Annotated in this window: 23 protein-coding genes; 18 read left to right on the top strand and 5 right to left on the bottom strand. The window is 51.3% G+C overall.

The window, feature by feature from the left end:
* Together mtnA and AAF564_13245 are read left to right on the top strand one after the other, a co-directional pair.
* Nucleotides 1-1,123, top strand: a 1,123-nt coding sequence (gene mtnA, locus AAF564_13250) for an S-methyl-5-thioribose-1-phosphate isomerase (protein MEM8486511.1), incomplete at its 5' end; no start/stop codon positions are given.
* Between the two features lie 224 nt (nucleotides 1,124-1,347).
* On the top strand, nucleotides 1,348-2,106 hold the full coding sequence (locus AAF564_13245) for a TonB family protein (protein ID MEM8486510.1): 759 nt from the start codon (nucleotides 1,348-1,350) through the stop codon (nucleotides 2,104-2,106).
* Between the two features lie 10 nt (nucleotides 2,107-2,116).
* On the opposite strand, the gene AAF564_13240 is transcribed toward AAF564_13245, so the two are convergent.
* Nucleotides 2,117-3,541, bottom strand: a complete 1,425-nt coding sequence (locus AAF564_13240; GenBank protein MEM8486509.1) for an RsmB/NOP family class I SAM-dependent RNA methyltransferase — start codon at nucleotides 3,539-3,541, stop codon at nucleotides 2,117-2,119.
* Nucleotides 3,542-3,775: 234 nt separating this feature from the next.
* Here AAF564_13240 and AAF564_13235 point away from each other — a divergent pair, with 234 nt between their 5' ends.
* Nucleotides 3,776-5,233: a sugar transferase gene (locus AAF564_13235; GenBank protein ID MEM8486508.1), complete on the top strand. Its 1,458-nt coding sequence runs from the start codon at nucleotides 3,776-3,778 to the stop codon at nucleotides 5,231-5,233.
* A gap of 21 nt (nucleotides 5,234-5,254) precedes the next feature.
* A complete protein-coding gene (locus AAF564_13230; GenBank protein MEM8486507.1) occupies nucleotides 5,255-7,243 on the top strand; it encodes a dehydrogenase E1 component subunit alpha/beta in 1,989 nt (662 codons plus the stop codon).
* Here AAF564_13230 and AAF564_13225 read toward each other — a convergent pair.
* Nucleotides 7,229-8,293, bottom strand: coding sequence for a permease (locus AAF564_13225; GenBank protein MEM8486506.1), 1,065 nt, complete (start codon nucleotides 8,291-8,293; stop codon nucleotides 7,229-7,231). The two genes, AAF564_13230 and AAF564_13225, sit on opposite strands and share 15 nt — an antisense overlap.
* A gap of 188 nt (nucleotides 8,294-8,481) precedes the next feature.
* The gene (locus AAF564_13220) at nucleotides 8,482-9,615 is read right to left on the bottom strand and encodes an aminotransferase class I/II-fold pyridoxal phosphate-dependent enzyme (protein ID MEM8486505.1); all 1,134 of its coding nucleotides are present in this window, start codon (nucleotides 9,613-9,615) and stop codon (nucleotides 8,482-8,484) included.
* A gap of 182 nt (nucleotides 9,616-9,797) precedes the next feature.
* Here AAF564_13220 and AAF564_13215 point away from each other — a divergent pair, with 182 nt between their 5' ends.
* The 3 genes from AAF564_13215 to bcp all read left to right on the top strand — a co-directional run bounded on the left by AAF564_13215 (nucleotide 9,798) and on the right by bcp (nucleotide 12,147).
* Nucleotides 9,798-10,613, top strand: coding sequence for a hypothetical protein (locus AAF564_13215; GenBank protein ID MEM8486504.1), 816 nt, complete (start codon nucleotides 9,798-9,800; stop codon nucleotides 10,611-10,613).
* A gap of 145 nt (nucleotides 10,614-10,758) precedes the next feature.
* Nucleotides 10,759-11,598 (top strand): DUF547 domain-containing protein, encoded by an 840-nt coding sequence (locus AAF564_13210; GenBank protein MEM8486503.1) that lies wholly within the window; start codon nucleotides 10,759-10,761, stop codon nucleotides 11,596-11,598.
* Between the two features lie 69 nt (nucleotides 11,599-11,667).
* Nucleotides 11,668-12,147, top strand: coding sequence for a thioredoxin-dependent thiol peroxidase (gene bcp / locus AAF564_13205; GenBank protein MEM8486502.1), 480 nt, complete (start codon nucleotides 11,668-11,670; stop codon nucleotides 12,145-12,147).
* Between the two features lie 2 nt (nucleotides 12,148-12,149).
* Here bcp and AAF564_13200 read toward each other — a convergent pair whose 3' ends face one another.
* Nucleotides 12,150-12,608, bottom strand: coding sequence for a hypothetical protein (locus AAF564_13200; protein MEM8486501.1), 459 nt, complete (start codon nucleotides 12,606-12,608; stop codon nucleotides 12,150-12,152).
* Between the two features lie 43 nt (nucleotides 12,609-12,651).
* On the opposite strand from AAF564_13200, the gene gatB reads away from it, so the two are divergent.
* The 4 genes from gatB (at nucleotide 12,652) to AAF564_13180 (ending at nucleotide 17,314) form a co-directional block, all read left to right on the top strand.
* Complete coding sequence (gene gatB / locus AAF564_13195) at nucleotides 12,652-14,139, top strand: Asp-tRNA(Asn)/Glu-tRNA(Gln) amidotransferase subunit GatB (GenBank protein MEM8486500.1); 1,488 nt, start codon at nucleotides 12,652-12,654, stop codon at nucleotides 14,137-14,139.
* Nucleotides 14,140-14,164: 25 nt separating this feature from the next.
* Nucleotides 14,165-15,574: a TlpA disulfide reductase family protein gene (locus tag AAF564_13190; protein ID MEM8486499.1), complete on the top strand. Its 1,410-nt coding sequence runs from the start codon at nucleotides 14,165-14,167 to the stop codon at nucleotides 15,572-15,574.
* Nucleotides 15,575-15,644: 70 nt separating this feature from the next.
* Nucleotides 15,645-16,397, top strand: a complete 753-nt coding sequence (gene tpiA, locus AAF564_13185) for a triose-phosphate isomerase (protein ID MEM8486498.1) — start codon at nucleotides 15,645-15,647, stop codon at nucleotides 16,395-16,397.
* A 74-nt stretch (nucleotides 16,398-16,471) separates the two neighbouring features.
* Nucleotides 16,472-17,314, top strand: coding sequence for a methyltransferase domain-containing protein (locus AAF564_13180; GenBank protein ID MEM8486497.1), 843 nt, complete (start codon nucleotides 16,472-16,474; stop codon nucleotides 17,312-17,314).
* Nucleotides 17,315-17,341: 27 nt separating this feature from the next.
* On the opposite strand, the gene AAF564_13175 is transcribed toward AAF564_13180, so the two are convergent.
* Nucleotides 17,342-18,805, bottom strand: coding sequence for a PLP-dependent aminotransferase family protein (locus AAF564_13175; protein ID MEM8486496.1), 1,464 nt, complete (start codon nucleotides 18,803-18,805; stop codon nucleotides 17,342-17,344).
* A gap of 217 nt (nucleotides 18,806-19,022) precedes the next feature.
* Here AAF564_13175 and AAF564_13170 point away from each other — a divergent pair, with 217 nt between their 5' ends.
* The 7 genes from AAF564_13170 to AAF564_13140 all read left to right on the top strand — a co-directional run.
* Entirely contained in the window at nucleotides 19,023-19,556 is a 534-nt protein-coding gene (locus AAF564_13170) for a DinB family protein (protein ID MEM8486495.1), read from the top strand.
* Entirely contained in the window at nucleotides 19,525-20,001 is a 477-nt protein-coding gene (locus tag AAF564_13165) for a hypothetical protein (GenBank protein ID MEM8486494.1), read from the top strand. Before AAF564_13170 ends, AAF564_13165 begins: the two co-directional genes overlap by 32 nt.
* Nucleotides 19,998-22,652, top strand: coding sequence for a DUF5916 domain-containing protein (locus AAF564_13160; protein ID MEM8486493.1), 2,655 nt, complete (start codon nucleotides 19,998-20,000; stop codon nucleotides 22,650-22,652). Before AAF564_13165 ends, AAF564_13160 begins: the two co-directional genes overlap by 4 nt.
* A gap of 4 nt (nucleotides 22,653-22,656) precedes the next feature.
* A complete protein-coding gene (locus AAF564_13155) occupies nucleotides 22,657-23,112 on the top strand; it encodes a GNAT family N-acetyltransferase (protein MEM8486492.1) in 456 nt (151 codons plus the stop codon).
* 198 nt (nucleotides 23,113-23,310) lie between these two features.
* Nucleotides 23,311-24,228: a DUF2807 domain-containing protein gene (locus AAF564_13150; protein MEM8486491.1), complete on the top strand. Its 918-nt coding sequence runs from the start codon at nucleotides 23,311-23,313 to the stop codon at nucleotides 24,226-24,228.
* A 14-nt stretch (nucleotides 24,229-24,242) separates the two neighbouring features.
* Nucleotides 24,243-25,385 carry a helix-turn-helix domain-containing protein gene (locus AAF564_13145; protein ID MEM8486490.1) on the top strand — a complete coding sequence of 381 codons (1,143 nt, stop codon included), beginning with the start codon at nucleotides 24,243-24,245 and terminating at the stop codon, nucleotides 25,383-25,385.
* Between the two features lie 688 nt (nucleotides 25,386-26,073).
* On the top strand, nucleotides 26,074-26,563 hold a 490-nt coding region (locus tag AAF564_13140; GenBank protein ID MEM8486489.1), incomplete at its 3' end, for a DoxX family protein.

Below are 26,563 nucleotides of genomic sequence, written 5' to 3'. Positions count from 1 at the left end.
GAAAACCCGAAAACCCGAAAACCCGAAAACCCGAAAACCCGAAAACCCGAAAACCCGAAAACCCGAAAACCCGAAAACCCGAAAACCCGAAAACGCCTCCATGATCCCTCCGCTTCGATGGAATGACGCAGCACGTTGCGTGGATATGCTCGACCAGACGCAGTTGCCAACAGCTGAAACCTGGTTACAAATCAAAACACCTGCAGAGATGGGCGCAGCAATCAAGCGGCTTTCTGTGCGCGGGGCGCCAGCGATTGGGATCGCCGCGGCATATGGTGTAATCTTGTCTTTAAATGAGCGGGCTGATAACCCGGTTGCCCACGCCCTTGAATCCGCCAATTACCTTGCAACAACCCGGCCCACAGCAGTAAACCTGTTTTGGGCACTCGACAAAATGCGGGCTGTTGCAACCGGATTTGATGGAGATGCTGAGGCGTTATATGTTGCGTTGCTGGCTGCGGCAAAACGTATCCATGAAGAGGACCTCGCCGCAGGGGAGCAGCTTGGCCTGTATGGATTGGAGGTGTTGCAGGAAGGGATGCGGGTCATGACGCACTGCCATGCGGGCGGTGTTGCCACCTCGGGGTACGGTACGGCGCTGGCTCCTTTGCTTATGTCCACAGCACGTGGTGTGCACCTGGAGGCGATTGTCAACGAAACAAGACCGTTATTGCAAGGAAGCCGCATCACTGCGTGGGAATTACAAAAAATGGGGGTGCCAACCACCTTGATCACCGATTCCATGGCCGGCCACGCGATGCAGCAGGGGATGGTTGATGCCATTATTGTTGGGGCAGACCGTATTGCTGCCAATGGAGACGCGGCAAACAAAATTGGTACGTATGCACTTTCCGTCTTGGCTAAGGCGCATGACATTCCCTTTTACGTTTCGGCACCTTGCTCGACAATCGATCTGCAGGTTGCCTCTGGTAAAGACATTGAAATTGAACAGCGTAGTGAGCAGGAAGTGACCCACGGATTTGGCCGGCAGACCGCGCCTGATAACATCAGCGTCTATAATCCTGCCTTCGATGTTACGCCAGCAGCCAACATCGCAGCGATCATTACAGAAAGGGGTATTGTTTGGCAGCCAACAACGGAGAAAGTGGCTGGACTTTTTTGAGTGAGGAGTTTGGAGTGAGGAGTTTGGAGTGAGGAGTTTTGAGTGAGGAGTATGCTGGCGGGAGGCTTCTTCGGGAAACTTGTGCCTGGATACTTGAAAACCTTCAGTGAAAGGAGGTGTCTAACCTCAAAAATGTTTGTATCATGAGGAAATGAACCGTTCAGGCACTATTTTAGCCCCGGTAGCGTTATACCCAAACCAAAGGATTTAGCAAAAAGAGTTCGATGACGCGTAGTGACATGATAGGGATGGTAAGCAGCTTGTTTATACACGCGCTGCTGCTCCTGCTTTTTCTTGTGATCAAACAAGAGCCGAAGGTGTCCGACCGTATTGGCTTTATCCAGGTAGATTTTGGGACTTTTTCAGAAGGACGGCCTGTGCAAGAGGCACCTGACCAGCAAGAACAGGTAGAGCAGAAGCAGCCTGAACCTGAGCCTGAAATCGAAGAACCGCCGGCGCCGGCAGATCCTGAAATCTCTAAACCAGTAGATTTGCCAGACGTGCCCGAACTTGCTACAGAAGAGCCTCCGATTTCTGCGCCAGAAACAGAAGTTGAGGCAATTAAACCGGAGGAGCCGGAGGAAGAAGAGCAAATTGATGAAGAGGAAGTAGAGCAGCCAAAAACCATCAAGCCTTTGGGCAGTGGCGCGGTAGAAGGAAATAGTGGTGCTGAAACCGGCGACCAGGGAGAGGCAGCAGACGAAGATAAAGCTGCACCTTTCCAGATTGAGGGCTTGAACCGCACTCCTGTGCGCGTTGTCCGGCCTGTTTATACAGACAAAGTGAATGTGACGATTCGTGTCAGGGTGACGGTAAATCCAAGTGGCGAAATCATTCAGCAAATTCCCCTTCTCAAAGGCAACCCGCGCCTGGAGCAATCTGTGCTGAAAGCTTTGCAGGACTGGCGTTTTAACCCGCTGCCACCAAATGTACCGCAGGAAAATCAGGTTGGGACCGTTACCTTCCGTTTTCGCCTGGAGTAATTTGCACCGTTTACAGCTTGTTCAGGGCGTGTACCCAGTGTTTGGGTAACAAGCTTTCCAATTTGGCCTCGCCGCCGTTTGTCCGCAAAAAGCCCAGTCCCAGATACATATCTTTATAGCGGGCAATAACATATCCTTGCGTTGCCTCATCAGGCAGTTGACGCTCTTGAAGGCCGATCTCTTGCGACTCACCAAATCTAAACGCTTGCGCTTCCGTCAGGGTAATCACATTTTTTGTTGCCATCGCACCCCATCGCATACTTGCTCCTGTTTTCATTTTCTGTGGTTTGTCAGGTGGTTTGCAAAACGGGAGGCCGGCAAGTATTAATTCCGGTGCGCCTGCCGGAACGCGCTCAAAGCTGCGGATGGCCATGAATTTGCCAAAAGGATGGAGGTTTAAACCGTCGAATGCATGGGTTGGGAGCCCAAAGCGCGTTTCGAAGATAGAGGCAATGGCAGCAAGTGGATGGGTTGGCTGCGTGGCTTCCTCTTGTGATGTTGTTAGCTGTGTTGTCGGACCTGTTTTCTTCAGTACAGCAACAAAAAATCCGCCTGTATCATTGTGATGCGGCCAGATGCGATGCGTCAGCGTCAGGTCCGGATGGTATTGCTGGCCCTGCCAAGATGTAAGTCCAGGCGTAGTTTGGAGGCCGTCTGCTGCACACGGCACAATTGCAATTTTGCCCTCAAAATGCTCAAGCGCAGCATGAACGACAGCTTCATTTTCTTCGGGTGCAAAGGTACAGGTTGCGTATACGATTCGTCCACCTGGTTTGCATAGCTTTATAGCCCGGTTAAGAATGGCGCGCTGGATATTCTGGAGGCTTTGCCGGCGGCTATTGGATATACCCCGCATTTTGTTTTTTGCACGACGAACGGTGCCTTCACCTGTACACGGGACATCCGCGAGAATGTGATCGTAACTGGCCGGCGCGCCGATGTAAGAAGTTGCATCGTATACGGTCACGCCGATGTTGGTGAGCCCAAGCCGGTTGATGGATCGGCGAAGAATATCGAGCCGGGGCCTGCTCCTGTCATTTGCAACCACCAGTCCTCTGGATTGCATCATCATTGCCATCTGAACCGTCTTATTGCCGGGTGCCGCGCAAAGGTCAAGAATGGTATCTTCTGGCTTCGGTTGCATGAGGAACGCCGGTAGCAACGCAGCTTCTTCCTGAATCTGGTAGTGGCCAGCCAGATACGGCATTAGGGTGGCTGCCTTTACCGGAGTGTTGAACCGAAATGCGCCCGGATACCAGGCGATTGGCTTTAAGGGGAGCCTGGATGCCAGTGCCGCGGGCGTTGTTTTGAGCGTGTTGGCCCAGATTGTTTGGGGGAGCGGTGCATGTACGGCATCAAAAAAAGCCGGCCAATCATCTATGATTTCGCGATATCGATCCAGAAAACTGATAGTATTGGCAGCGGAAGATGGCATGTTGCTTGTTAAATCTCCGGTATAGATAAAAAATCAGGCAAATTTGCCTGTAAAACTTTTTTAATGAGACATCATAAAAGAACAGATAGTATATTCTTTTTCAAATCAGGTACCCACTCCTAGCCCACATCGCTATAGGCAAATCGCTACAACACGACACAAAAGAAGACTTCGACGTAGCTCCGGCGCGTTTGTGTGTGTTTTCTGTATTGTAGAACTTTCCAGGCAGTATCCGTGACGCGAAAAGCTGAACTCATCGCTTTGCTGATTGCAGATTTATTTGCAGTCTGCGCTGCCTCGTATCTGTATTATTTGGCCCGGTTTGAGTGGATATGGTTTGAACAACCCGACACCTACCCCGAAGTTCGTTTTGTGATTGCCGGGCTGGCGCTTTACTGGATAACGGTTTTCTTCTTTTTCGGGATGTACCGGGAGCGGTATGCTGCGAGTCGATTTGATGAGCTAATATCGTTGATGAAGGTAGTAGCAGCCGGCATCCTTGTGCTCATCTTCGCTATTTTTATCGATACCCTGCAAACCGGGACAACGCGTGCTGAAATATTTTTCTACGGCGGGGTGGTCTATGGCGCCGTAGCTACGGGCCGTATTCTGGTGCGTACCATCCAGAAAGCGCTGATTATACGCGGTTATGGTACACACAAAGCCCTGATTGTAGGTTGGGGCGACCGGGTGGAGAAGCTGCATCAAGACGTTGCAAAGTATCCTGCTGCCGGCCTTAACGTTGTTGGCACACTGCGTATCAGTCAGTCTCAGGAATCGCGACAGCCCGTCATAGCCGGGCAGTGGGGTACAGAAGGGCTCGGCGGGGATGGGTCAAATTATGACATTGAAGTGTTGCCCACGGGCGAATTGCGTCACCTCGAAACGCTGCCAGAATTGATCGATTTGCTGGATGTGCAAGATGTGCTCATTGCACTTGAGCCCGGACAACAGAGTGAACTCATGGAAATTCTCCGGCTTTGTGACGGCAAATCGGTTTCTCTCAAGCTGGTCCCTGATTTTTACTCGGTTATAGGTGGCATGGCCCGTACGGAGCATATCTATGGGTTGCCACTGGTGGAGGTGCTGCCAGAGCCCATGGCTGCATGGGAAGAGAGTTCTAAACGGATCATTGATTTTGTTGTATCGTTGCTGGTCCTCACGATCGGTTTGCCGTTGTGGCTGGCTATTGGGTTGCTGATACGTCTTTCTTCCCGCGGACCGGCCATTTACCGGCAGCAACGGGTGGGATACCAGGGACGTGTATTCACCATGCTGAAGTTCAGAACCATGCGGGAAGATGCCGAGGCAGAAACAGGACCAGTGTGGGCAAAAGAAAACGACCCGCGCTACACAGCTATTGGTCGATGGTTACGTAAAACACGGATCGACGAAGTACCGCAATTTTGGAATGTGTTGAAAGGGGAGATGAGCCTGGTGGGGCCGCGGCCCGAGCGTCCGTTTTTTGTAAACAAGTTAGCTGAAGAAATCCCACTTTACACCCGACGTAGCAGGGTTAAGCCTGGCATCACCGGCTGGGCACAGGTTACCTGGCATTACGACAGCAACCTGGAAGACGTAAAACAAAAAGTAAAGTACGACTTGTTTTATATTGCAAACATGAGTTTGCGTATGGATCTTAAGATCCTCTTTTTAACAGTTAAAACTGCCATTCTGGGAAGAGGGCATTAAAATATTAAGCTGGGGTTTGGTATGGCGAAGGTAGCACAGCGCCGGGAGTTGGCGGTAGATCTTAAGCACGTATACAAGTCGCTCTTATTGCCGCGTGTGATTGAGGAGAAAATGCTTCGCCTCATTCGTCAGAGTCGCATTTCGAAATGGTTTAGCGGTTATGGACAGGAAGCCATCGCTGTCGGCTGTGTGCTGGGCCTGCGAGAGGATGATTTCTTGCTACCCATGCACCGCAACTTGGGCATTTGGACAACCCGCGGCGTACCTCTTGATCGCCTGTTTTGCCAGTTGATGGGGCGAACGGGCGGATACACCAACGGTCGGGACAGAACATTTCATTTTGGACTCCCTGAAAAGCATATTGTGGGGATGATCTCTCATCTTGCAGCCATGTTACCGGTAGCCTGTGGGCTTGGGCTCTCCGCTATGCTGGATGGCCGCGACCAGGTGGCGCTCGCCCTCGTAGGAGAAGGCGCGACAAGAGAGGGTGATTATCATGAAGCCCTCAATTTGGCTGCAGTTTGGAAGCTGCCTGTAATTTTTGTGGTCGAAAATAACCAGTATGGCCTCTCTACACCGACCAATGAAGCGTTTGTAGGGAAGAGCTTTGCCGCTGCAGCGCCGGCATATGGGATGCACGGCAAGCAGGTCGATGGCAACAACGTGCTCGCCGTAATTGAGGCTGTGCAGGAAGCAGCAGCTCGCGCTCGGGTGGGAGAAGGCCCAACACTGCTTGAAATGAAGACCTTCCGCATGCGTGGCCATGAAGAAGCGTCGGGTACGAAGTACGTGCCTAAAGACCTGTTTGAGAAATGGGGTAAGAAGGATCCGATCAATAAGCTGGAACGCAAGCTGTTGCGTGAAAAAGTTTATGTAAAAGATGAACTTGATCAGTTGCGTGAAGAAATACGGGCGCATGTAGAGGAAATAGCTGAATATGCCATCCAGCAGCCTGAAGTAGAAAGCACAGCGGAGCGCGAACAGGCAGCCGTTTTTGCGCCGGCAGCAGGCTTGATGAAAAACGGGCACGCCGAGACACACGAGCTTCGCTTTGTTGATGCCGTTCAGGAATCCCTGCGCCAGGCCATGGAAGCTGATGACCGCATCGTAGTCATGGGCCAGGACATTGCAGAATATGGCGGTGTTTTCAAAGTTACCCAGGGCTTTGTGGAGCAGTTTGGCCGCGAAAGGGTACGCAATACGCCAATTATTGAAAGTGGGGTGCTGGGCGCTGCGCTGGGTATGGCTTTAAATGGCCACCGACCGGTTGTAGAAATCCAATATGCTGACTTCATATCATGCGGATTTAACCAGATTGTAAACAACCTCGCCACAACCCATTACCGGTGGGGCGCCTCGGTGCCGGTTACAATACGCGCACCATTTGGTGGGCATATAGGCGCCGGCCCATTTCACTCACAATCCATGGAAGCCTGGTTCTGCCATGTGCCCGGTTTGAAAGTGGTCATTCCATCTTCGCCGACAGATGTTAAGGGATTACTGCAGGCTGCGATTAACGACCCGAATCCCGTGCTCTTTTTCGAGCACAAAAAGCTTTATCGCTCGATTCGAGGCGAAGTCCCTACACACCCGTTTGAGTTGCCGCTGGGCAAAGCAAATGTAGTAGTGGAAGGCAGCGACCTCACCATTGTCACCTATGGCATTGGGGTGCATTGGGCAAAAGAAGAGGCTGCATACCAGCAAACCAAAGGCGTCTCCATAGAAGTTATTGATTTGCGTACGCTCATTCCCTGGGACCGGGAGACCGTGTTGCAATCGGTTGCCAAGACAAACCGCGTTGTTGTATTACACGAGGCGGCGCTCACAGGCGGTTTTGGCGCTGAGCTAAGCGCAACGATTGCACAAGAGGCGTTCTTTGACCTCGACACACCCCCTGTACGCGTGGGTGCAGCGGATATGCCTATCCCGTTTTCTACTGCACTGGAGCAAGAGATTTACTCCCCATTACCCAAACTGCGGCCGGCAATTGAATCTTTATTGGCTTTTTGAGATAGCCCCGGTTACCCGCGTATCGGTTTGCATAACGCGAAAGGCAGTGAAACGACGTAAACGTTGCCAGAACGAAGGCGCCCATGCGATAGCCATGAAAACGGTGCCAACGCCAAATGCATTGAGGGGATCTACAAAGAATGTTTCGAAGGTACAGGCCAGCAAGATCAGGACTGTAGAGAGGGGTAAAGACAGGGCTAGTGTAGATAATGCCAGGTTAAGGTCAAAGACCTGTGTTTGCTCATCTTCACTGGATAGCTTGTTGATGGCGCACATGTGCGCGTAGGGCCAAAAACTGCATGCGCTCAGCGGGAAGATGACAATGAGCAGCGCATGCGGGGCCGTGGGGAAAAGGAAAAGCAGTAACGCACTGGCTTTGAGTGCAACGCCGGCTTTCCACGATAATGCTGTAAGGATCAGGCGCAGGTCGCCAGCACGGATGAGCACAGCGATGCCAATAAAGAGCAGCACCATCGGGGTCATCATATTGCTCAGGCGCAGCAGTGTGTCTTGTATGAAAAGCGGAAGGGAGCCCAGGTTGAAGCCGAACAGAATCAGCAATACGCCGGCAAATAACACCAGGTTTACCGGCTCCTGAACCATCGCCTTAATGAGGGCTCTTCCTTTGCCTGTTTGTCTGGTGGTTGCCCTATATAGTTGTTGATACCAGTACAACGCGAGGATATAGAGCAGGATGAGCACAAAGATCTTGTTGCCCAGATCAGTAAGGGCTGCCCAGGCAAGCGCTTCATCATTCATGTATTCGATAACAAATGGGAAGCACGAAATGCCAGGCGCCAATGAAGGAATTAGCATCAATAGCGTACGGCCTTCGTTCGAGTGTTGAGACACACCAAAACAGGGCATCGCGAACCATGTGCTACCAAACAAGACGCCGTTCAATAGCAAGGCTAGGAGTGGCAGGGTGAGTAAGGAGGCCGTCAGTTCAATTTTAAGCAGCGCGATGAAAATGGTAGCCGGCAGCGCCACGCTCAAGATGAGCGCCTTGATCCCCGCCATTTTCTCTCGATCCGGCACCTTGCGTCGCATCAAGAAGCCGATGAATATCAGCAGCAGAAAACCTAGGGTTTTTTGTATAGCGGGATTCATGCTATATAAGAAGGCGGGAGATCTATAAGAAAAGACCTGGGGTATGGCGGTCCTTGCCTGAGAATAAATCTCCCGCCATACCCTGATCCTTTGTGGTGTAGTTCGTAGTAAAAGGTCGCTAAATCAGGTCAAGATCCGGTACTTACAAGGTCTTGCAAGGCATCAGCAAACAGGTGCATTTCTTCTTCTTTGCCGATACTCACACGCGCCCAGTCTAAAAATGGCGGGAAAGGCCGACCAATCAGAATCGAACGCTCTTTCATCTTCGACTGAAAGTCCTGAATAGGCATACCGGTATGGAAGAAAACAAAACTTGTGTAGGATGGCGTGTACTTGTATTCCACCTGATCGAGGGCCTTGTAAACCAACTGCCGGCCCGCGGCCATTTTCTCTCTGCTAAAGGCCTGAAACGATTCATCCTGATAGCTGGCAATGGCAGCGCGTAGGCCGAGTACGTTGGGCATACCCATTTTGAAATTCGAAATCCGTTTGATGATATCCGGACGTGCAATTGCGTAGCCTATCCGCATACCGGCCAGGCCGTGAATCTTTGAAAACGTTCTGGATAATATGACATTGTGGCCTTGCCGCACCAGGTCAACCATAGTATGCTCCTGGGGGTTTGCGAGGAGTTCGATATACGCCTCATCGAGAAAAACCAGCGATTTTTTGGCGGTGTCTATACAGAAATCCTTGAGTGCTGCGGGTTCGCAGATAGTGGCTGTGGGGTTGTTCGGATTGCATACAAACACGAGGCGTACGGCCGGCGTAATGCGGCTTTCCATGGACCCCAGATCGTGCACCATGTTGTCGTTGAGTGGTACACGATGAATGTAGGCACCAACTTTCTCCGCATAACGCACCAGGCCCTGATATGTCGGGTCGGCCGCAACCATCTCGCCGCCAGACAGGCCGTAAGCCATCCCCGTCATCGCCAGTATCTCTCCGGATCCACTTGCGACAAAAACATGGTCCTCCGATACCCCTTCTTTTTCAGCAATAATGCGGGTCAGGTCTTTGGTCGCGCCGGCATAAGGATATCGACAGGCTTCTTCGAATGCGTTTTGCATTGCGGTGCGTGCCTGTTGCGACGGGCCATATGGGTTCTCGTTAGAACTCAGCCGGATCATCCCTGCTTCTGATGGCGCGTCAGCAGCCCGTGTTGCGGAGAGGGATTCGGGGGTTAACGGAATGCCGGCAGCGAGTCCGGAGGCAGACATGCCGGCAAGTTGCAACCATTTTCGGCGGCTCAGGTTGACCATCGTATCGTGGGGGTGGGATTGGTTATGTCTTGGTCTCAATATACCTAAAAAAGTACGATTAAATGCAAGGTTTAGATTAATAAATAAAGTTAAAATTTGTTTATGTTAAACTGTGTAAGGGCTTTTCTTGATTACCCTGAAGCTCTTAAGCTGATAGCAATTTCCCCATTATTGGGTTAGGTATGCGTATTATCCTCACTTTTTTGGCCTTTTTTTACACCTCTGACCTTATTGCGCAGGCGCAACCAACTGCTGCGCAATTACCAGATCAGCCGGCGCTGGCCACGGTAGATGACTATGGCAACAGGACCCTCTCGTATTGGTCGGCAGCCGAGGCGGCAGTTCCTCAAATGACAGAGCGACTGGTGCCTGATAACCCGGCGTTTAAAGGCGCAGAAGTTTGGCTCATCAGCGTCAATGAGCAAGATGTAAAATCAGCTGCAATGACTGCTTATAGGCAAGCGGGTATGCAAGGTGTTCGTGTGGTAGCCTCGACGCTTTGTAATCCTTCTGCCATGAAAGTCCTGGATGCACATCCGGAAGCTGCAGCCCATGTAGTCATGGTAACGGGTGAATTGCATGGCGCACCTGCGCGGGGCATAGCGCTCGTGGTATACGGCACGGATTCCCAAACGAGCACTTTGATCAGCAGCGTACACGGTTTTGTTGCACCTGAACAGGTGTTTATTGCCCTGGGTGGCTATGCAATTCCGGCTGTGAAATGGTTGCAGGCATCCGCTGGCCCGGATGAAGATATGCGGGTAGACGGTGCCTTGCCACCACAGCAGGCTGTAGATCGGCTAGGGCTGTTTTTTGCTGTTTGGGTGGAAGACTACGTCATTCCAATGATTGCCATGTCTGCGCAAATGCAAATGCAATCCATTCAAAACATGCAGAGCTGGAATAATGCAATGAACAGCTGCAGCGGTAATCCGGGCTGCTCGGTTACGTTATCCACGGATGGATCTGGGAATTGGGAAGCCCAAAGGCAGCCTTAAGGGCCAGAACGAGTAAAACGCGTGATGGAAATTTTATTGATCTGTGACTTCTTCTGAGTTGATGTACCGTAACAAGGCACATAATCAGCTAACCTATTAAGGGTTTCGATAGATCATTCCAATTAGCCATCACGGATAAGTTAACATGTATGCAGTGCTGAAATTTTCTCTTATTCTGATTCACCTGTCGCTAAGCTTTTTCACAGGTCGGGTACATCCGCTGGCTGAACCTGACACCTGGGCAGATTCGACGACGTACCACATTGATCACACCTTGTTTGACGCACTTCTGGCGCAACACGTGAATGCTGCCGGCGAAGTGGACTACGCTGCGATCAAGGCAGGTGAAGGCTTGCAGCACTACATAGCAGTGCTCGAACAAGCAGATCCAGCGCAACTAAGCGAGAACGAAGCCCTGGCGTTTTGGCTTAATGCCTACAACGCGTACACATTGAAACTCATCGTAGATCGGTATCCCGTCAAAAGTATCAAGGAGATTACGCCGCTACGCATCAAGGGACTGGCGCTTGCTGTACCCAAACTGAATAGTCCGTTTGAGTACTCAATTGCTACCATTGCCGGCAAAAAGCTTTCGCTGGACGACATTGAGCATAAAATTATCCGCAAACAGTTTGATGAGCCCCGTATTCACTTTGCGCTGGTTTGTGCTGCGGTAAGCTGTCCGCCTTTGCGCCGGGAAGCGTATGTAGCAAGCCGGCTCGATGCCCAACTCGATGATCAGGCCCGCGCGTTTCTTTTTGACGAGACCAAAAATCGGGTGGATACCGAAAAGCGAACCCTCTATCTGTCGCGCATATTCAAGTGGTTCAAATCAGACTTTACAAGTGAAAACCGTACGCTGCAGCAGTTCCTTGCGCCGTACTATGAGGGTGAAGCCGCTGCTTACATGCAAGCCGACGGTTACAAGGTGCGCTATCGGAAATACAATTGGGCGCTCAACGATATCGGATCCATGAACAATTGATAAAAGCACAGTCCGCAGATCGCTATTTTTGTCCCTTCAATCCCTCAGACAAAAAATTTTTAAAGATATATGGCTGGTGCAGCTATGCCAGAGCCCGGCGCTCAGGCTCCCGCATTTGAAGGAAAAACCCCTGCTGGTGATAAATTATCCCTTGCTTCATTGAAAGGCCAAAAAGTGGCCCTGTATTTCTATCCTGAAGATTTTACGCCTGGATGTACAGAACAGGCTTGCAGCCTGCGTGATGGCTATAAAATGTTACAGGATGCCGGCGTAGCCGTTGTTGGTGTGTCGCCGGATGGAGATGAGAAACACCAGAAGTTTGTCGCAGAATACAAGCTTCCGTTTCCCTTGCTGGCAGATCCGGATAAAACCATCATGACGGCCTATGGCACGTGGGGTGAAAAGAACCTCTACGGTAAAATAGTTGTCGGCGTGAAGCGTACAACCTTTTTGATAGACGAAGAGGGTGTGGTTAAGCACGTGATCAAGCGGCCGAAAGTCAAAGATCATGCAGTACAGATTCTAAAGAAGTTTGGCTTGTCAAACTGACGCTAGGGCCATTTTAGGAGGTGCGGGGGATCGCCGGCCGGATCGTGCATGGCAATAACCCGAGACGTGAGCACCCCGGTTGGTAATTCGAGGCTCAATTCATCCACCACATAGGCCTCGCAATTATCGCCATTGTTTTGGTGGTTCACCCAAACGTGCGCCGTATCCTGTCGGACCACAGATTCTACATCGAATGCGTGGTCCTGACATCCACCGGAGTAGGCAACCATGATGAGCAACCAGTCGCCCAAAAGGCGCGGTGGTTTATCGGGGGCACCAGGGACGTCGTTGGTGATGATCTCGTAGGCATCGCCAAAGTCGGGTTTGAAAGGCGCAGGATTGCAACCAGAAAACGCCAGTAAGAGGGCAAAAGCTGGAAACAGGGCAAAACGCTGGGCCCTCCGGGGAAACCCTGCACCAAATATGCGTTGAAGGGAAGCGCTGCGCCGCAAAGCAAGCATCTGTAATACCCAATAAAAGTAAGAATCCGGGACAGAAGTTAAGATGTCTACCGTAAAATACGAGCCCGTAATTGGACTTGAGGTCCACTGTCAGCTTCAAACGGCTTCGAAGGCATTTAGTCCCGATTCAGCAACTTTTGGTGCCGGCCCCAACCAGCATGTCGATCAGGTAAGCCTTGGACATCCCGGTACATTGCCTGTCGCCAATGCCCGCGTCATCGACTATTCCATCAAAATGGGCCTGGTAACCAATTGCACCATTGCGCCACGGTCTGTATTTGCTCGCAAACACTACTTTTACCCGGATCTCCCCAAGGGGTATCAGATTTCCCAATTCGAAACGCCAATCTGTGCAGATGGCTTTTTGGAAATACTGGATGACCAGGAGCCAGAAGCCGGCCTGAAGCGCATCGGAATTACGCGCATTCATATGGAGGAAGATGCCGGCAAATCCATCCATGACCAGGACCCCCTGGACACGCTGATGGATTACAACCGCTGTGGCGTCCCCCTCATCGAAATTGTTAGCGAGCCTGATATTCGTACGCCGCACGAAGCATACCTCTACATGCAGCGCATACGTCAGTTTGTGCGGTATCTGGGAATTTGTGATGGCAACATGGAAGAAGGATCATTGCGCTGCGATGCCAACGTGTCTGTACGCCCGGTTGGGCAGGAGGCCTTTGGGACGAAGACGGAGGTCAAGAACATGAACTCCTTCCGGAATGTCGAGCGCGCGATTGCCTATGAAATCAAGCGCCAGATTGCATTGATTGAGTCGGGTGGTGAAGTGGTGCAGGAAACCCTGCTGTGGGATGTTGATGCCCAGAAGACGCGGACGATGCGGTCTAAAGAGCTAGCGCATGATTACCGCTATTTCCCGGATCCTGATTTGGTGCCACTGGTTGTTGAGGAAACGCAGCTGGAAGAAATCCGCGCCGGCCTGCCTATGATGCCGGCTGCCCGCATTAAACAGTACACAGAATCGTTGGGATTGCCCCGATACGACGCTGAGGTGCTCACCGAAGAGCGGCCCACAGCAGACTATTTCGAAGCAACCCTGAAGGCTTATGCTGCCAAAAAACCTGATGCAGATCAGGCAACTGCAGCCAAAACGATTTCAAACATAGTGATGACAAGCGTGCTGCGTGTATTAAACGAGCAACACTTGTCGATTGTAGATTTTCCCATCACACCGGAGAACATGGCCGGCCTGGTTGACCTCAGGCTGGACAATAAAATCAGTTCGAGTGGGGCGCAAACCCTGTTTGATTTGATGCTGGAAGATGCCGAGGCGCCCGAAGCCCTTGCTGCTTCCCACAACCTCCTGCAGGTATCTGATACTGGCGCCTTGCTGCCTGTTGTGCAGCAAGTACTTGCTGATAACCCCGGGCAGCTTGCCGCATTCCGGGGCGGAAAAGCCGGTCTTATAGGATACTTCATTGGGCAGGTTATGAAAACCTTCCCGGGTTCTCCTGATCCCAAACTGGTGCGGCAAATGATCCTCGAGCAAATCGAGGCCACCAAGTAATAGCCATAAACCATACGTACCACCAATGATGAGTAAAACAAAAACCACCCGATACCCGCTGGGTGAAGTATTAAAAACATCGCTGTGTGCAGTCTTTTTTGCCGGCCTTCTGCTTGGGTGCGGACAAAATGCTGGTGCTGAACAGTTGCAGGGAGAGGTGCAAAGTCATCTCGCAGGCGAAATTACGCTGAGTGCAGACATCGATTCCACGGCTGACTTCAGTGGTTTTGGTATTCTCGTTGCCGACCGTACAGAGGAAGGGCTTGATACGTTGGCCTACACCTCAACGGATACGGATGGTAAATTCGACCTGGATATAACAGTCCCTAAAAGCAACATCTATTCTTTGGTCATTTCGCGAGAAGGATCCATTTTGCGGGTGAGTGAAATCGCAATTGCCAACAACGACTCCGCTACAATGAAAGTGGAATTTCCGTTTGGCCGCCGGCCAATCATGATCCGCTCCAATGAAAATGCTGCACTGTTGGGCTTCAAAAACACGGTTGCACTACACAACAATGAAATGAATGCGTTTTCGCGCGATGGCGTCACCGATCAGCAAGTTTATGCCAACAAAGTAAAGCAGACTGCTGAAATCTTATGGGGACTCCAGGATTCCAGTCCCGGCACACTGGCTGCCAGCCTTGGTGCTGCGCAGTCGGTTGTGATGCTAGAAGGCTGGAACGACTCGCTGCTGGTTGCCCGCGCGAAAACCGTCGAAGCTGATAACGTGAATTACGCGAACATAGCCGGCGCAGCGCGGCGTGCACAGATCAGAATGAGTGGTACGGCAGATGGTGCAACCTTGCTTGAAGAAATGAAAGCAAAAGTGACCGATGAAGAAATTCTTGCTGCTGTACAGTCTGAGTTGGTCATCGCCTACCGCGATAACAACGAAGATGAGAAAGCACTGCTTGCTGCCCGTGAGCTAAAAATGCAGTATGCTACGGACAGCAGCTGGATTCGCTGGGCTGACCGGGCCATTTTTGACCTGGAAAACCTCCGCCCGGGTATGGAAGCGCCGGCATTCTCGCTGGTAGACAGCGAAGGCAAAGCCGTAAACGTTGAAGCATTCGCCGGCAAACATGTCATCCTCGAATTTTATATTCCCGGCGCTGAGTTTGAAGCGGATCTGAATGCACGGAGTGCGTACTACCGGGCTGAAGGCAACGACGATGGGTTTGAGATTTTATCGATCTCTCTCGAGGCTGATTCTCTCTTGAATGAGGCCTTTGCAGAAGGCCGCGATTTGCCAGGCCGGCACGTGTACCTCGAAGATGGCCCAACCGCGTCCATCATCAAAGCATACAACGTGTACCGCTTGCCAACGCGGTACCTGATCGATCCGGAAGGAAAGATTGCTGGTAAATACGTGCTGCAAAATGGTGTCAATGCATACCAGGATGCTCTCGTCCTTTCCAATACTTCAGAATAGCTGAATAACGGCAGTATCAGCATAGCAAGACACCCACTGATATCCGTCCACCGACAACCCCTAGTTAAACATGTTAATTGCAGGAAACTGGAAAATGAATACGGATGTGCAGGCTGCACAGTCGTTGATTGAAAGCGTAGTAGAAGCGGTTGGTACGACCACCATCGATGTAGCCGTGTGCCCGCCTTTTGTTAATCTCGGCGTTGTGGCCGGCGCCCTCGGAAACGGAAGCAGCGTAGCCCTTGGCGCGCAAAACATGCACGCAGCTGACGGTGGCGCGTATACGGGTGAAATTGCTGCAGGCATGCTAACGGCTATCGGATGTAAATATGTCATCCTTGGTCACTCAGAACGTCGTCAGTACTTCGGTGAGACCGATGCAGGCGTAAACGCAAAGGTGCACAAGGCGCTTGCAGCCGGCCTGGTGCCGATTGTATGCGTCGGCGAATCCCTTGAAGAACGGGAAAGTGGCAACGAAGAGGCTGTTGTTCGTACCCAGATTATGGGTTGCCTCGATGGCGTGTCCATCAACAGCGGTAAAGACATTGTGATTGCTTATGAGCCTGTGTGGGCCATTGGCACGGGCAAAACCGCATCGCCCGAGCAAGCGCAGGATATTCACGGATTTATCCGCGGCCTGCTCAATGACAAGTTTGGCGCGCACAGCAGCGACATCGCCATCCTCTACGGCGGTAGCATGAAGCCAGGCAACGCTGCAGATCTCGTTTCCAAGCCAGACGTGAATGGCGGCCTGATTGGCGGCGCCAGCCTGAAAGCCCCGGACTTCACAGCCATCGTCCGCGCCGGCGAAGCAGCAGGGTAAAAATACCGAATGTCGAGTGTCGCATGGCTAAGCCTTCGATATTCGACATTCCTTGTTCGGTGTTCGCAATCTAAATGTCCCACACCAAAAGCGTAAAGGACTTCTACGAGCACAACACCCGCCGCTTTTTGCGGTGGGGTGGCGGGACGCGTGAGGCTGTCATCCACCGGGAAGTATGGGGCCCGGGTGTAGGGACGAAGGCTGCGGCTTTTCATTATGTCCACCAGTTGCTTCTCGAGCAAGTAAACCGGCAAGAAGCCAATCCAGTGCATCTGCTGGATCTTGGCTGTGGCGTGGGGAGTAGCCTGTTCTATTTGTGTCGGCATGCGCAACAGCCCTGCAAAGCCACTGGTATCTCGGTAAGTCCAACCCAGATTGCAACGGCTGAAACCCTTGCTCGGGAAAATGGGTTGGCGGCGCAGTGCGCGTTCATCGAGGCAGATTTTTTGAACCTGCCCTCTGTGCCCCCTGTAAACCTGGCGTATTCCATTGAAGCATTTGTGCACGCGGCAGATGCGGCGGGTTATTTCCGAGAGGCTGCAGCTACGCTGTCGCAGGGCGGCCGGCTTGTGCTGATTGACGATATGCTGGAAACAGATGTGTCAGAATCTGATGCGATGCGTCGCGACGTAGCACGCTTCCGCGAAGGCTGGCGTTTAGGCAGCCTGCATACCGTTGAAGCCATTGAGCAGTTTGCGCGAGGTGCTCATTTAAGTCTTGTGGAGAACAACAACCTGACATCCTACCTAAACCTTGGCCGGCCCAGGGATTACTTCATCAAAGCCCTGTTTATCCTGCCCGGTATAACTGCGCTCAATCCCACCTACCTCCGAAGCCTAGATGGGGGGGATGCGTTGCAAACATGCCTGAAAAAAGGCTGGGTCAGTTACCGTATGCTGGTGTTTGAGAAAGCTTGATCCTGTATGCGATAGGCCGCTTTCGCGTTAGTGGATGCATCCCTTTAAGATGTCTATCACCCTGGCAACATCCTCTGACTTCTTCGATGCGAAGCCCATTCGTATGGCATTAATTGGTGCATTTTCTACATTTGCAAAGTGAGATCCCGGCATTTGGAGTCCTGCCGCTGCAGCTGAGGTGATGATGGCTGTTACTGGTTTTTTTGCGTTGAATTTGATCCACGTTGCCAGTCCACCTTCAGGTACATCAAAGGTCACTATGCTGCCCATTTCTTTTTGCAGAAGCTGGCAGAAGTGATCCCGTCGCTCGCGGTACACCTGCAGCGCCTTGCGCAAGTGCCGGCTTATTTCACCCTGTTCAAACAACATCGCCACAGCCCGTTCCAGCGCGGTATTGCCGAAGCTGTCGAGGTACTGGCTCAGGGTTGACACTTCATCCACAAGATTAGTTGGCGCAACGAGAAAGCCAATCCGCAGGCTGGGGGCAACAATTTTGCTTAATGACCCCACGTAAGCTACAACGCCGGCGTAGTCTGCACTTGCAATAGGCAGTATGGGTGAGCTTGCGTAGTGAAAGTCGTAGTCGTAGTCGTCTTCGATGATGGCAAAGTTGTATCGCTCGGCAAGCGCAAGCAACTGCATCCGCCGCGAAGCGCTAAGGGAGACCGTAGTGGGGTAGTGGTGGTGCGGGATAATGTAGACTGCCCGTATGGTTTTGGATTTGCAAATGGCATGCACGGCGTCGATGTCCATGCCTTCTTCGTCAACGGGTACCGGCACTAACTCGCCGCCGGCTACCCGGATGGTATTATAGCCTTCATCAAATCCCGGCACACCTACAATGACCCGGTCGCCTGGCTTGAGCAATGCCTGAAAGAGGAGATAGAAAGCCATCAGGCTGCCCCGTGTGATCAGGATGTTGTCGAGGTTGGCCGCGATACCCCGCGTTTCTCGTAGATACGTACACAGTGCTTGTCGAAGCGCGATGTCGCCCCGGTAAGACTGGGTGTAATTCATGAGTGAGACCCCCATGCCGCTGTTCATCACAAACGAGAAATTTTTTGCCAGGGCTTTGCGTGGGGCCAGCGTCACATCCGGGTATCCGTCGTCTATGCGCTGGGTTGCTATCCCTTTTGAGTATGGGGTTTCGTCGGACAGGTTTTCATATTTACCATACAGCGCAAAATGCGCATCCTTGTGTGCTTTTGCCGCACCTTCATGGACGTCAACCACTGGCAGATGTCCATTCACAAAACATCCCCGACTTGACCGGACCTCAATCCATCCCTGGGACTCCATTTCTTCGTAGGCGGCAATCACGGTGCGGCGATGGACACTTAACATTTCAGCGAGCTTCCGAGTGCCCGGTAATTTGAGTCCGGGGCCGAGCACGCCGGCGCTGATGCTGCGAATGAATCCGCTTGTAATCTGTTGATAGAGCGGTGTACCCGTGCTGCGGTCAATAGGAATCAACGTTTTATAGGGTGGCATACCGGACTATCAGCTAAGAAATTTCTTCGAAAAAATTTGTACCGGCTGAAATACCGGCTATTCCTGTAATCGGACGGAGACAATCAATTTGAATTCCTGGACAGATGCAAGACCGGTGCCTTAGACAATTAAAAACCGGACTATGCAGGGGGCCGGCTCTGCTGCTATTTTTTGACGGTTCCTCACACTTGATCCGCAATAGCAACCCTGTTTATCCATGCAACGAAAAACCATCGATACCGAAGAGTACAACCCTTATTACAGCCGCTATCTTGACAAGCTGTCACCAGATGTTGCCCTGTTAGACGCTTATACACAAGGCCAAGATCGTGTAATCAGCTACTTTTCCGGGATACCAGAAGCGCAACACACCTTCCGATATGCAACTGGCAAATGGAGCATAAAAGAGGTCTTGCAACACCTGATTGATACTGAGCGGATCTTTATGTATCGCGCATTTCGAATTGCTCGCGCAGACAAAACGCCACTCTCCAACTATGACCAGGATGGCTATGTGCCGACATCGCGTGCAGACAGTAAGTCTATTGGGAATCTGTTGCGTGAATTTGAGGCCACTCGAACAGCTTCCGTGGCACTCCTGGGTAGCCTGTCAGACGACGACCTGGCGCGGATTGGGATTTCCAGTAACTACCCCATGTCGGCCCGTGCCGCCGCATTTATCGTACCCGGACACGATCTGTGGCACTTGGATATCATCGATGAAAAGTACCTGGGAGGTGATCATGTTTGAAGCGTACCGCGACCGGGAAATTGACTTTTACAGGGTGCTGGAAATTGCCGGCTGGCAAGTAAAAGTCTACACGATCACCAACAAGGCACAGTTTTCGGCTGCCGCCATCCGGGATCAGGTGATCGCTTATTTGCCGACTTGGTTGCGTATACCTGGAGAATCGGGCTTGCCGGTTTACAAACATGCTTTTCTCATCATCCATGAAGCGCGAGAAGGGGTGTGGATATTGTTGAACTGGTGGACAGGGGGTGAAATGATTCAGCGCAGTACCTGGTTTGTCGCTAATGAGGTGCCAGCAGAGGTTTTGCATCAACCCAAGCATGACGGTCTTGTCTGCGTGTGGGAGTTGGAAGTCATTTTCCATGAAAGAAAAGCCTGGATAAAACACGTGCTGCAGCATCCGGAAACCCCATGCTTTGATCGCTATTTGGAGGATGCTTTATGATTATGATCAAGCGACGCGCAATTACACCAGTTTTTATGCTGATGATTTCCCTTCTTATAGCTGGCGAGGTGCATGGGCAGGAAGTGGTTGAGAAGCGGGTGTACACAACGCGGCATACGGGCGAAGCCCCATCGCCGGCCATTGATGGGATGCTTGGGGATGATGTCTGGGCATTGGTACCGTGGAGTGGGGACTACATTGAGTGGAGTCCGGAAGAAAACACAGCCCCAACTGAACAGACGCAGATGAAAATCATCTACGATGATCGGAATCTCTATGTGGCTTTCAAATGCCTGGACAAAGATCCGGAAGGAGTGGTGCGCCGGCTGTCACGTCGCGATGTGTTTGACGGGGACTGGGTGGAAATAAACATCGATAGTAACGGGGACCAGCGCACCGCAGCCTCTTTCACGATTACTGCGGCGGGCGTTCGCGGTGAAGAGTTCATTACCAATGATGGGATGCTGTGGGATCCAACCTGGAATCCTGTCTGGACCGCGAGGACGCAGCAGACCGCCGAAGGATGGACGGCTGAAATTCAGATTCCTTTTAGCCAACTGCGGTTTGGCACGGAAAGCCGGCCGGTTTGGGGGATTCAGTCAACCCGGCGCTATTTCAGGGAAGAAGAGCGGTCGGTCTGGCAGCGCTCCCCGCGCAATGCACCCGGATGGGTGAGCGCTTTTGGGGAGTTACATGGGCTGAACAACCTTGTACAGCAACGACATTGGGAAGTGCAGCCGTATACGGTGTCGTCTCTGACACGCTATGATGAGGAAGGCGGGAATCCATTTCGTGATGGACAAGACAGCGAATTATCAGCTGGCCTGGATGCTAAAATTGGCATCACAAACGACCTCACGCTGGACCTGACAGTGAATCCGGATTTTGGACAGGTGGAAGCGGATCCTTCGGCCATTGCGCTCGATGGGTTTCAGATATTTTTCCCCGAGCAGCGTCCGTTTTTCATCGAAAGCAAAAATATCTTCGACTATAAATTTTCCACTTCGCAGTCGGGCAACACTTTTGGGTTTGACAACCTGTTCTACTCCCGCCGTATTGGACGCGGGCCCCAAGGGGTTGCGCAGACACAAATGGGAGAGTTCTCCAGCCAGCCAGACGTGACCACCATCCTTGGTGCCGCGAAGTTTAGTGGTAAAACAGAGGACGGGTGGTCTGTTGGTGCCCTCAACAGCACCACGGCCAGTGAAGTAGCGAACATTGCTGGACTTGAAGGGAATCGCCGGCAGACGGTTGAACCGTTAACCAATTACTTTGTCGGCCGGCTGCAGAAAGACTTTAACAATCGAAACTCCTTAATTGGCGGGATTTTCACCGCAACCAACCGCCAGCTTGCCCGTGATGTTGATTTCCTGCACCGGGCAGCATACACTGGTGGGATTGATTTGGGGCACCAGTGGCAAAACAAAGCCTGGTATCTCAATGGCAATTTTGTTTTTAGCTACGTTGAAGGCAGTGAAGCGGCGATCTCTGCAACCCAGCAATCCATTCAGCACCTCTTTAACCGGGTAGATGCTGATCATCTCTCGTTTGATGAGAGCAAGACTTCACTGTCAGGCACAGGAGGCAACGTACAACTGGGCAATGCTGCCGGGAATTGGCGGTTTGAGTCAGGCATTGCATGGCACACGCCGGGCCTGGAGCTCAATGATTTGGGCTTTCAGCGCCGGGCAGATGACCTGAGGCAATACAACTGGGTGAGCTACCGAACAACCAGGCCACGTGAGCGCGTCCGTCAGTTTACGATTAACCACGCCAACGTGACGGTATTTGATTTTGGCGGTAACCTGAATACCGTGCGCCTCAATGTGAATGGTTGGGTGAATCTCAAAAACAACTGGTGGATAAACGGCGGGTTTACCTATACGCCACATCAGTTCTCAAATGCTGCCTTGAGGGGTGGCCCACGGCTGCGGATCTCACCATCGGCGAGTTATCGCAACGGGTTGATTTCGGACAGCCGCAAAAAACTGCGCCTTACCCTGAACCACGCCGGCGAATGGGCCACTGATGGCGCCTTCCGCATACATGCCCTGAGCGCTGCGCTAACGTATCAGCCGACGAATGCCATCCAATTTACGCTATCGCCAAATTACAGCTTCAACAAAGACCAACTGCAGTACGTTGCAACGGTTTTGAGCGGAGATACGCCACGCTATATCAACGGCACCATCCGTCAGCATACTTTAAGTTTGCCGGCGCGCGTAGATTATATTTTGTCACCAAATCTTAGCATCCAGTATTGGGGGCAACCGTTTATTTCCAGAGGCAATTACGGGCGGTATAAATTCATTACGGATGCCCAGGCGTTTGAGTTTGCTGATCGATTTGCCGCGCTGTCTGATGCTCAATTACAAGACGCCGACGCTCAGCTATCCGTTGATGAAAATCTGGATGGCATACCCGACTACAGTTTTTTCAAACCTGATTTTGCATTTGTGCAATGGCGCTCGAATTTGGTGCTTCGGTGGGAGTACCGGCAAGGCTCTGAATTATTTCTGGTCTGGTCGCAGGACCTCGTCCAGTTTGGTGATCCAGCAGACCCCGTATTGCGTGGACTACAGCGTACCATCCGCGATAACCGGCCACAGCGTATTTTTCTATTGAAAGCAACGTATCGATTTTTGAGGTGATGGTATGCGTGATGAGATCACTATTCGTTTTGTCGAACAGACCGACCTGTCAGCATTGGTTGCGTTGTGTGCGGATCACGCGGCTTACGAAAAGGCACCGTACGACCCGGCCGGCAAAGCAGCACTACTGGCTGAAGGGCTCTTTTGCGACCCGCCCAAACTTTTTTGCCTGGTAGCTGAGCAAAAAGGGAAGCTGGTCGGCTTCTTGTCATACATGCAGCAATATGCTACTTGGGATGCTGGCACTTATGTCTATATGGATTGCCTCTATATCGATCAACGCGCACGAAACCTGGGGCTGGGAAAACAACTGGTATCCCAACTTGTCACTGAAGCCCGGAAAATGGGGTGCACGTTGATACAGTGGCAAACACCGGCGTTTAATACGGGTGCTATTCGTTTCTATGAACGGCTCGGCGCTACCTCAAAATCCAAGGAACGCTTCTTTTTGGGCACTTGATCTTGTTGTACTTTGGGTGAATGCGGTGTAGAACAAACGGTGGACGGCCGATAAAGGGTATCAAAACGTGGTTAACACACTTTGAGATGCATCAATGCATGTATCGAGGCGTCGCGCGTATGTAAATTACCGTAGTTAGGGTCAGAAACTGCAGCCGGCTGGTTGCTTACGTATTTTGACTAACCAGAGGTAAACACAATGTATGTATTGAAACGAATTGCGACACTGGCTTTTCTGGCCGTTACGGTAATTTCAACTGCAAATGCTCAGAAACCTGTCAATGGGAATGGTGAAATTGTAGAACAAATCCGCCCGCTACCAACGTTCTCGTCCGTTTTGATTGATTTCTCAGCTGATGTGACGATCGTCAATGGAGAAACCCCCTCTTTCCGAATTGAAGGAGACGAAAATGTATTGCCCCATATCGGGACCAACGTTCGGGGAGGCAAATTGCGTATCACGCAGGATCGCTGGATTGAACCATCGCAGCGGGTCGTCATCCATATTGGCACACCGCTAACAACAAAATTGGAAACCAGTGGATATAGTGATGTTGTCATCGAAAACATCGAAGGACCTCGCCTGCAAATAAACGCCGGCGTTGGGGATGTGACCCTGTATGGGCAATCAGACCGTATCCAGGTACGTACAAAAACTGGAAGTATTGATGCAACGAACCTGACCACAGACTATGCTGACGTGGCAATATCATCGCATGGTACCGTAAAACTTGGTGACGTCAACGAACTGGTGACCAACGTTTCCCAGACAGGCACAGTAGTGTATTCAAGTGCGCCTGCTGCAATAAAGAACAGGAATGATATGGCGAATGTTGTGTCTGTGGATGAGTTTGAGGACTTGGGCAAAGCTGAAGTGTCGTATGTAAAATTTGTACTCGTAAATAATTCTCGCAAGCGTATGGCGTTACGAGTTGAAGGGCCTCGCGCACGTTCCTTTGGATACGGCTTTACGCTAAAGGCAAGTGGTGAACGGGCAGAAAACTGGCCTGTAGGCACAAAGGTGTATTCAGAGGGCCGGCTGCTTTCAGATAAACTGTTGATCACCATTGATGAGAACATGGCAGGGGAAAAAGTAAATCTTTTTGAAGAAGAATAGACTGTGCTGAGTTTATGATCGAGAACGTGTACCTGTTGTTTTTCGTGCCGCTCACCCTGGGGCTTTTTCAGGGGATGCTGTTTGCAGTGCTACTTGTTGTACGTGGAGCCCGGGAGGAACGGTTGTCAGATTACTTGCTGGCAATGCTGCTGTTTTGCGGTTGCCTGGTCTTGCTGCCGATTCTCCTCGGTCTCCTGGATATCCATGTTCTTTGGAACGAGTGGCTATTCTTGCCACTCAATCCAGGGTTGCTAATTGGACCACTGCTTTATCTGTTTGTGATTGCGCATACAAACCGAGGCTTCAGGCTTACCAAACAAAGCCTATGGCATTTTTTCCCGTTTGTCGTTTATGCGGTCTACCATATCGCGATTTTTGTGCAAGGGCGCGACTTTGTTTTTCACTGGATGGATGCGGTAGACCTGCCGATCATCAATCCAATTTATCAATTGCTCACGCTGTTGTCCTTGTGTGTGTACCTATGGGTAACCATTCAGCAATATCGCCAATATCAACGCTGGATTGAAGCAGAATATGCGAACCCTGAAGCTCATTTGTACCCCTGGATAAAGCGTTTTTTGTGGGTCGTTTTGCTCACTGTTTTTATAACATGTTTGCTGCGAATTATCGAATCTGTATTGTTCGACTTCGACTACATCCAATCGTGGTTTACTGCGACAATGGTAGCCATTACAACCTATTACATTTCTATTGCCGGCTACATGTCAGCCCGCCCACCGCTGACTGCCAACCTGGGAGATGCAAAGAATGAAGGCAAGATGGCTGACCAGGAAATTGCATCCGAGCTAAAACGGCTTACCACATGGATGGAGAGCAATCAAGCCTACCTTGATCCTAACCTCAGCCTGGGTACGGTCGCCAAAGCGATGGATCAGTCACGGGAAATGGTGTCCATGGTCATTAACGCCGGTGACGGTAAAAACTTCAGAGGCTTTGTCAATACCTATCGCGTTGAAGCTTTTAAGCAAGCTGTAAGGGCTGGTCAGGCTAAAGAACTGACGCTGTTTGGTTTAGCACTTGAATGCGGGTTCAATTCAAAAGCGACATTCAATCGTGTCTTCAAGCAAATCGAAGGCGTCACCCCCAACATGTTCGCAAATGGAGTAGTCCTTTCACCTCCATCGATGTCAACCTGAGTCGCGCGAAGGATCTGGGAGGCATAATGCTTTGCAGTGTCTCGCATGCACAGTCAATCGCACTGGATCCCGGATCAAGTCCCATAGGCGTCGAGAACAGCGTACTCATATAGTTGATATTTAATAACCAAGCTTGTTTCGATCAGCACGTTTTATGTTATAAAAAGCCACGTCATGCCGGACTTGATCCGGTATCCAGAGGACGGAAAAGGCAACTGAAGCTGATGGTATCGCTGTATGGATCCACAATCAAGTTGAGTGCCTGTCCTGAACTTGATTCAGGAATGACTGTCCAATAAGAGACTTAAACATATAAAAAATAGTATTTACCTCGCCCGTTCTTAACGCCTATGGGATCAAGTCCGGGATAACATGGGATGGGTGGGGCGCTGGACACCGTTTGCGTTCGCATTCGGAATGTGCGTACACACCCCGATCATGGGTTTGTTATGACCACCCCTCCCGAGCGGGAAATTGGTTGAGCTGCCCGTTTGATGGAGTGCTTTAGGGAGCATTGGGTTAAAAAGCGACTGTGCATAATGTCGGGCATCCGGATACATACCGGCTTAATAGGCTCAAAAGGTGGAAGCCGGGTTCTGAGACCCCTCATTTAATGGATTGAGCCGCCAAACATACATTACAGTCGGATAATGGAAGCGAGTGAATTAATCATCCTTCCTTTTTCATTATGACCGACTTCCGCACAAAACTCAACACCTTCCTTTTCCAACAACCTGAGATCGAAAGCATTGCTGCCAACCTCGGCTTGCTACTCGCCCGGATTTACGCCGGCTTCACCATCATGTCTGCCGGCCTGGATAAAATCCCGCTTCCTGAATGGATGGTCGATCAGGTGACAACCATCGGATTTCCCTTTCCAACGTTCTTTGCCTGGGTAGCTTGTTTTACTGAATTCGGATTTGGGCTTTTGCTGGTTCTTGGTTTGGTTACACGCTTGTCCGGAATCATGCTTGCCTTTACGATGGGGGTTGCCGCTTTTGGCTATCACGAAGTGTTACCGCTTGTGCATATCCATATTGCCCAGCACTACGTCTGGCTGTTTGTTGTATTTGCTGCCGTAGGTGCAGGCAGATATTCTTTGGACGCGCTGATTCGTAAGCCAGGTACGGCAATCAATACGGAGTGGTCGAGGCTGGCCGTGCCGGCATTGATTGGCG

This window comes from Bacteroidota bacterium (genome assembly GCA_039111535.1).
Lineage (GTDB): Bacteria > Bacteroidota > Rhodothermia > Rhodothermales > JAHQVL01 > JBCCIM01.
The sequence above is the reverse complement of the archived record's forward strand: the minus strand, read 5'-3'. Positions and strand labels throughout refer to the sequence as shown.

What these genes read in the sequence shown, in the direction of transcription:
- AAF564_13245 (MEM8486510.1), top strand. Translation starts at nt 1,348, where the DNA reads ATGACGCGTAGTGACATGATAGGGATGGTAAGCAGCTTGTTTATACAC.
- AAF564_13240 (MEM8486509.1), bottom strand. Translation starts at nt 3,541, where the DNA reads ATGCCATCTTCCGCTGCCAATACTATCAGTTTTCTGGATCGATATCGC.
- AAF564_13230 (MEM8486507.1), top strand. Translation starts at nt 5,255, where the DNA reads ATGGCGAAGGTAGCACAGCGCCGGGAGTTGGCGGTAGATCTTAAGCAC.
- AAF564_13225 (MEM8486506.1), bottom strand. Translation starts at nt 8,293, where the DNA reads ATGCGACGCAAGGTGCCGGATCGAGAGAAAATGGCGGGGATCAAGGCG.
- AAF564_13220 (MEM8486505.1), bottom strand. Translation starts at nt 9,615, where the DNA reads ATGGTCAACCTGAGCCGCCGAAAATGGTTGCAACTTGCCGGCATGTCT.
- AAF564_13215 (MEM8486504.1), top strand. Translation starts at nt 9,798, where the DNA reads ATGCGTATTATCCTCACTTTTTTGGCCTTTTTTTACACCTCTGACCTT.
- AAF564_13210 (MEM8486503.1), top strand. Translation starts at nt 10,759, where the DNA reads ATGTATGCAGTGCTGAAATTTTCTCTTATTCTGATTCACCTGTCGCTA.
- bcp (MEM8486502.1), top strand. Translation starts at nt 11,668, where the DNA reads ATGGCTGGTGCAGCTATGCCAGAGCCCGGCGCTCAGGCTCCCGCATTT.
- AAF564_13200 (MEM8486501.1), bottom strand. Translation starts at nt 12,608, where the DNA reads ATGCTTGCTTTGCGGCGCAGCGCTTCCCTTCAACGCATATTTGGTGCA.
- gatB (MEM8486500.1), top strand. Translation starts at nt 12,652, where the DNA reads ATGTCTACCGTAAAATACGAGCCCGTAATTGGACTTGAGGTCCACTGT.
- AAF564_13190 (MEM8486499.1), top strand. Translation starts at nt 14,165, where the DNA reads ATGATGAGTAAAACAAAAACCACCCGATACCCGCTGGGTGAAGTATTA.
- tpiA (MEM8486498.1), top strand. Translation starts at nt 15,645, where the DNA reads ATGTTAATTGCAGGAAACTGGAAAATGAATACGGATGTGCAGGCTGCA.
- AAF564_13180 (MEM8486497.1), top strand. Translation starts at nt 16,472, where the DNA reads ATGTCCCACACCAAAAGCGTAAAGGACTTCTACGAGCACAACACCCGC.
- AAF564_13175 (MEM8486496.1), bottom strand. Translation starts at nt 18,805, where the DNA reads ATGCCACCCTATAAAACGTTGATTCCTATTGACCGCAGCACGGGTACA.
- AAF564_13170 (MEM8486495.1), top strand. Translation starts at nt 19,023, where the DNA reads ATGCAACGAAAAACCATCGATACCGAAGAGTACAACCCTTATTACAGC.
- AAF564_13165 (MEM8486494.1), top strand. Translation starts at nt 19,525, where the DNA reads ATGAAAAGTACCTGGGAGGTGATCATGTTTGAAGCGTACCGCGACCGG.
- AAF564_13160 (MEM8486493.1), top strand. Translation starts at nt 19,998, where the DNA reads ATGATTATGATCAAGCGACGCGCAATTACACCAGTTTTTATGCTGATG.
- AAF564_13155 (MEM8486492.1), top strand. Translation starts at nt 22,657, where the DNA reads ATGCGTGATGAGATCACTATTCGTTTTGTCGAACAGACCGACCTGTCA.
- AAF564_13150 (MEM8486491.1), top strand. Translation starts at nt 23,311, where the DNA reads ATGTATGTATTGAAACGAATTGCGACACTGGCTTTTCTGGCCGTTACG.
- AAF564_13145 (MEM8486490.1), top strand. Translation starts at nt 24,243, where the DNA reads ATGATCGAGAACGTGTACCTGTTGTTTTTCGTGCCGCTCACCCTGGGG.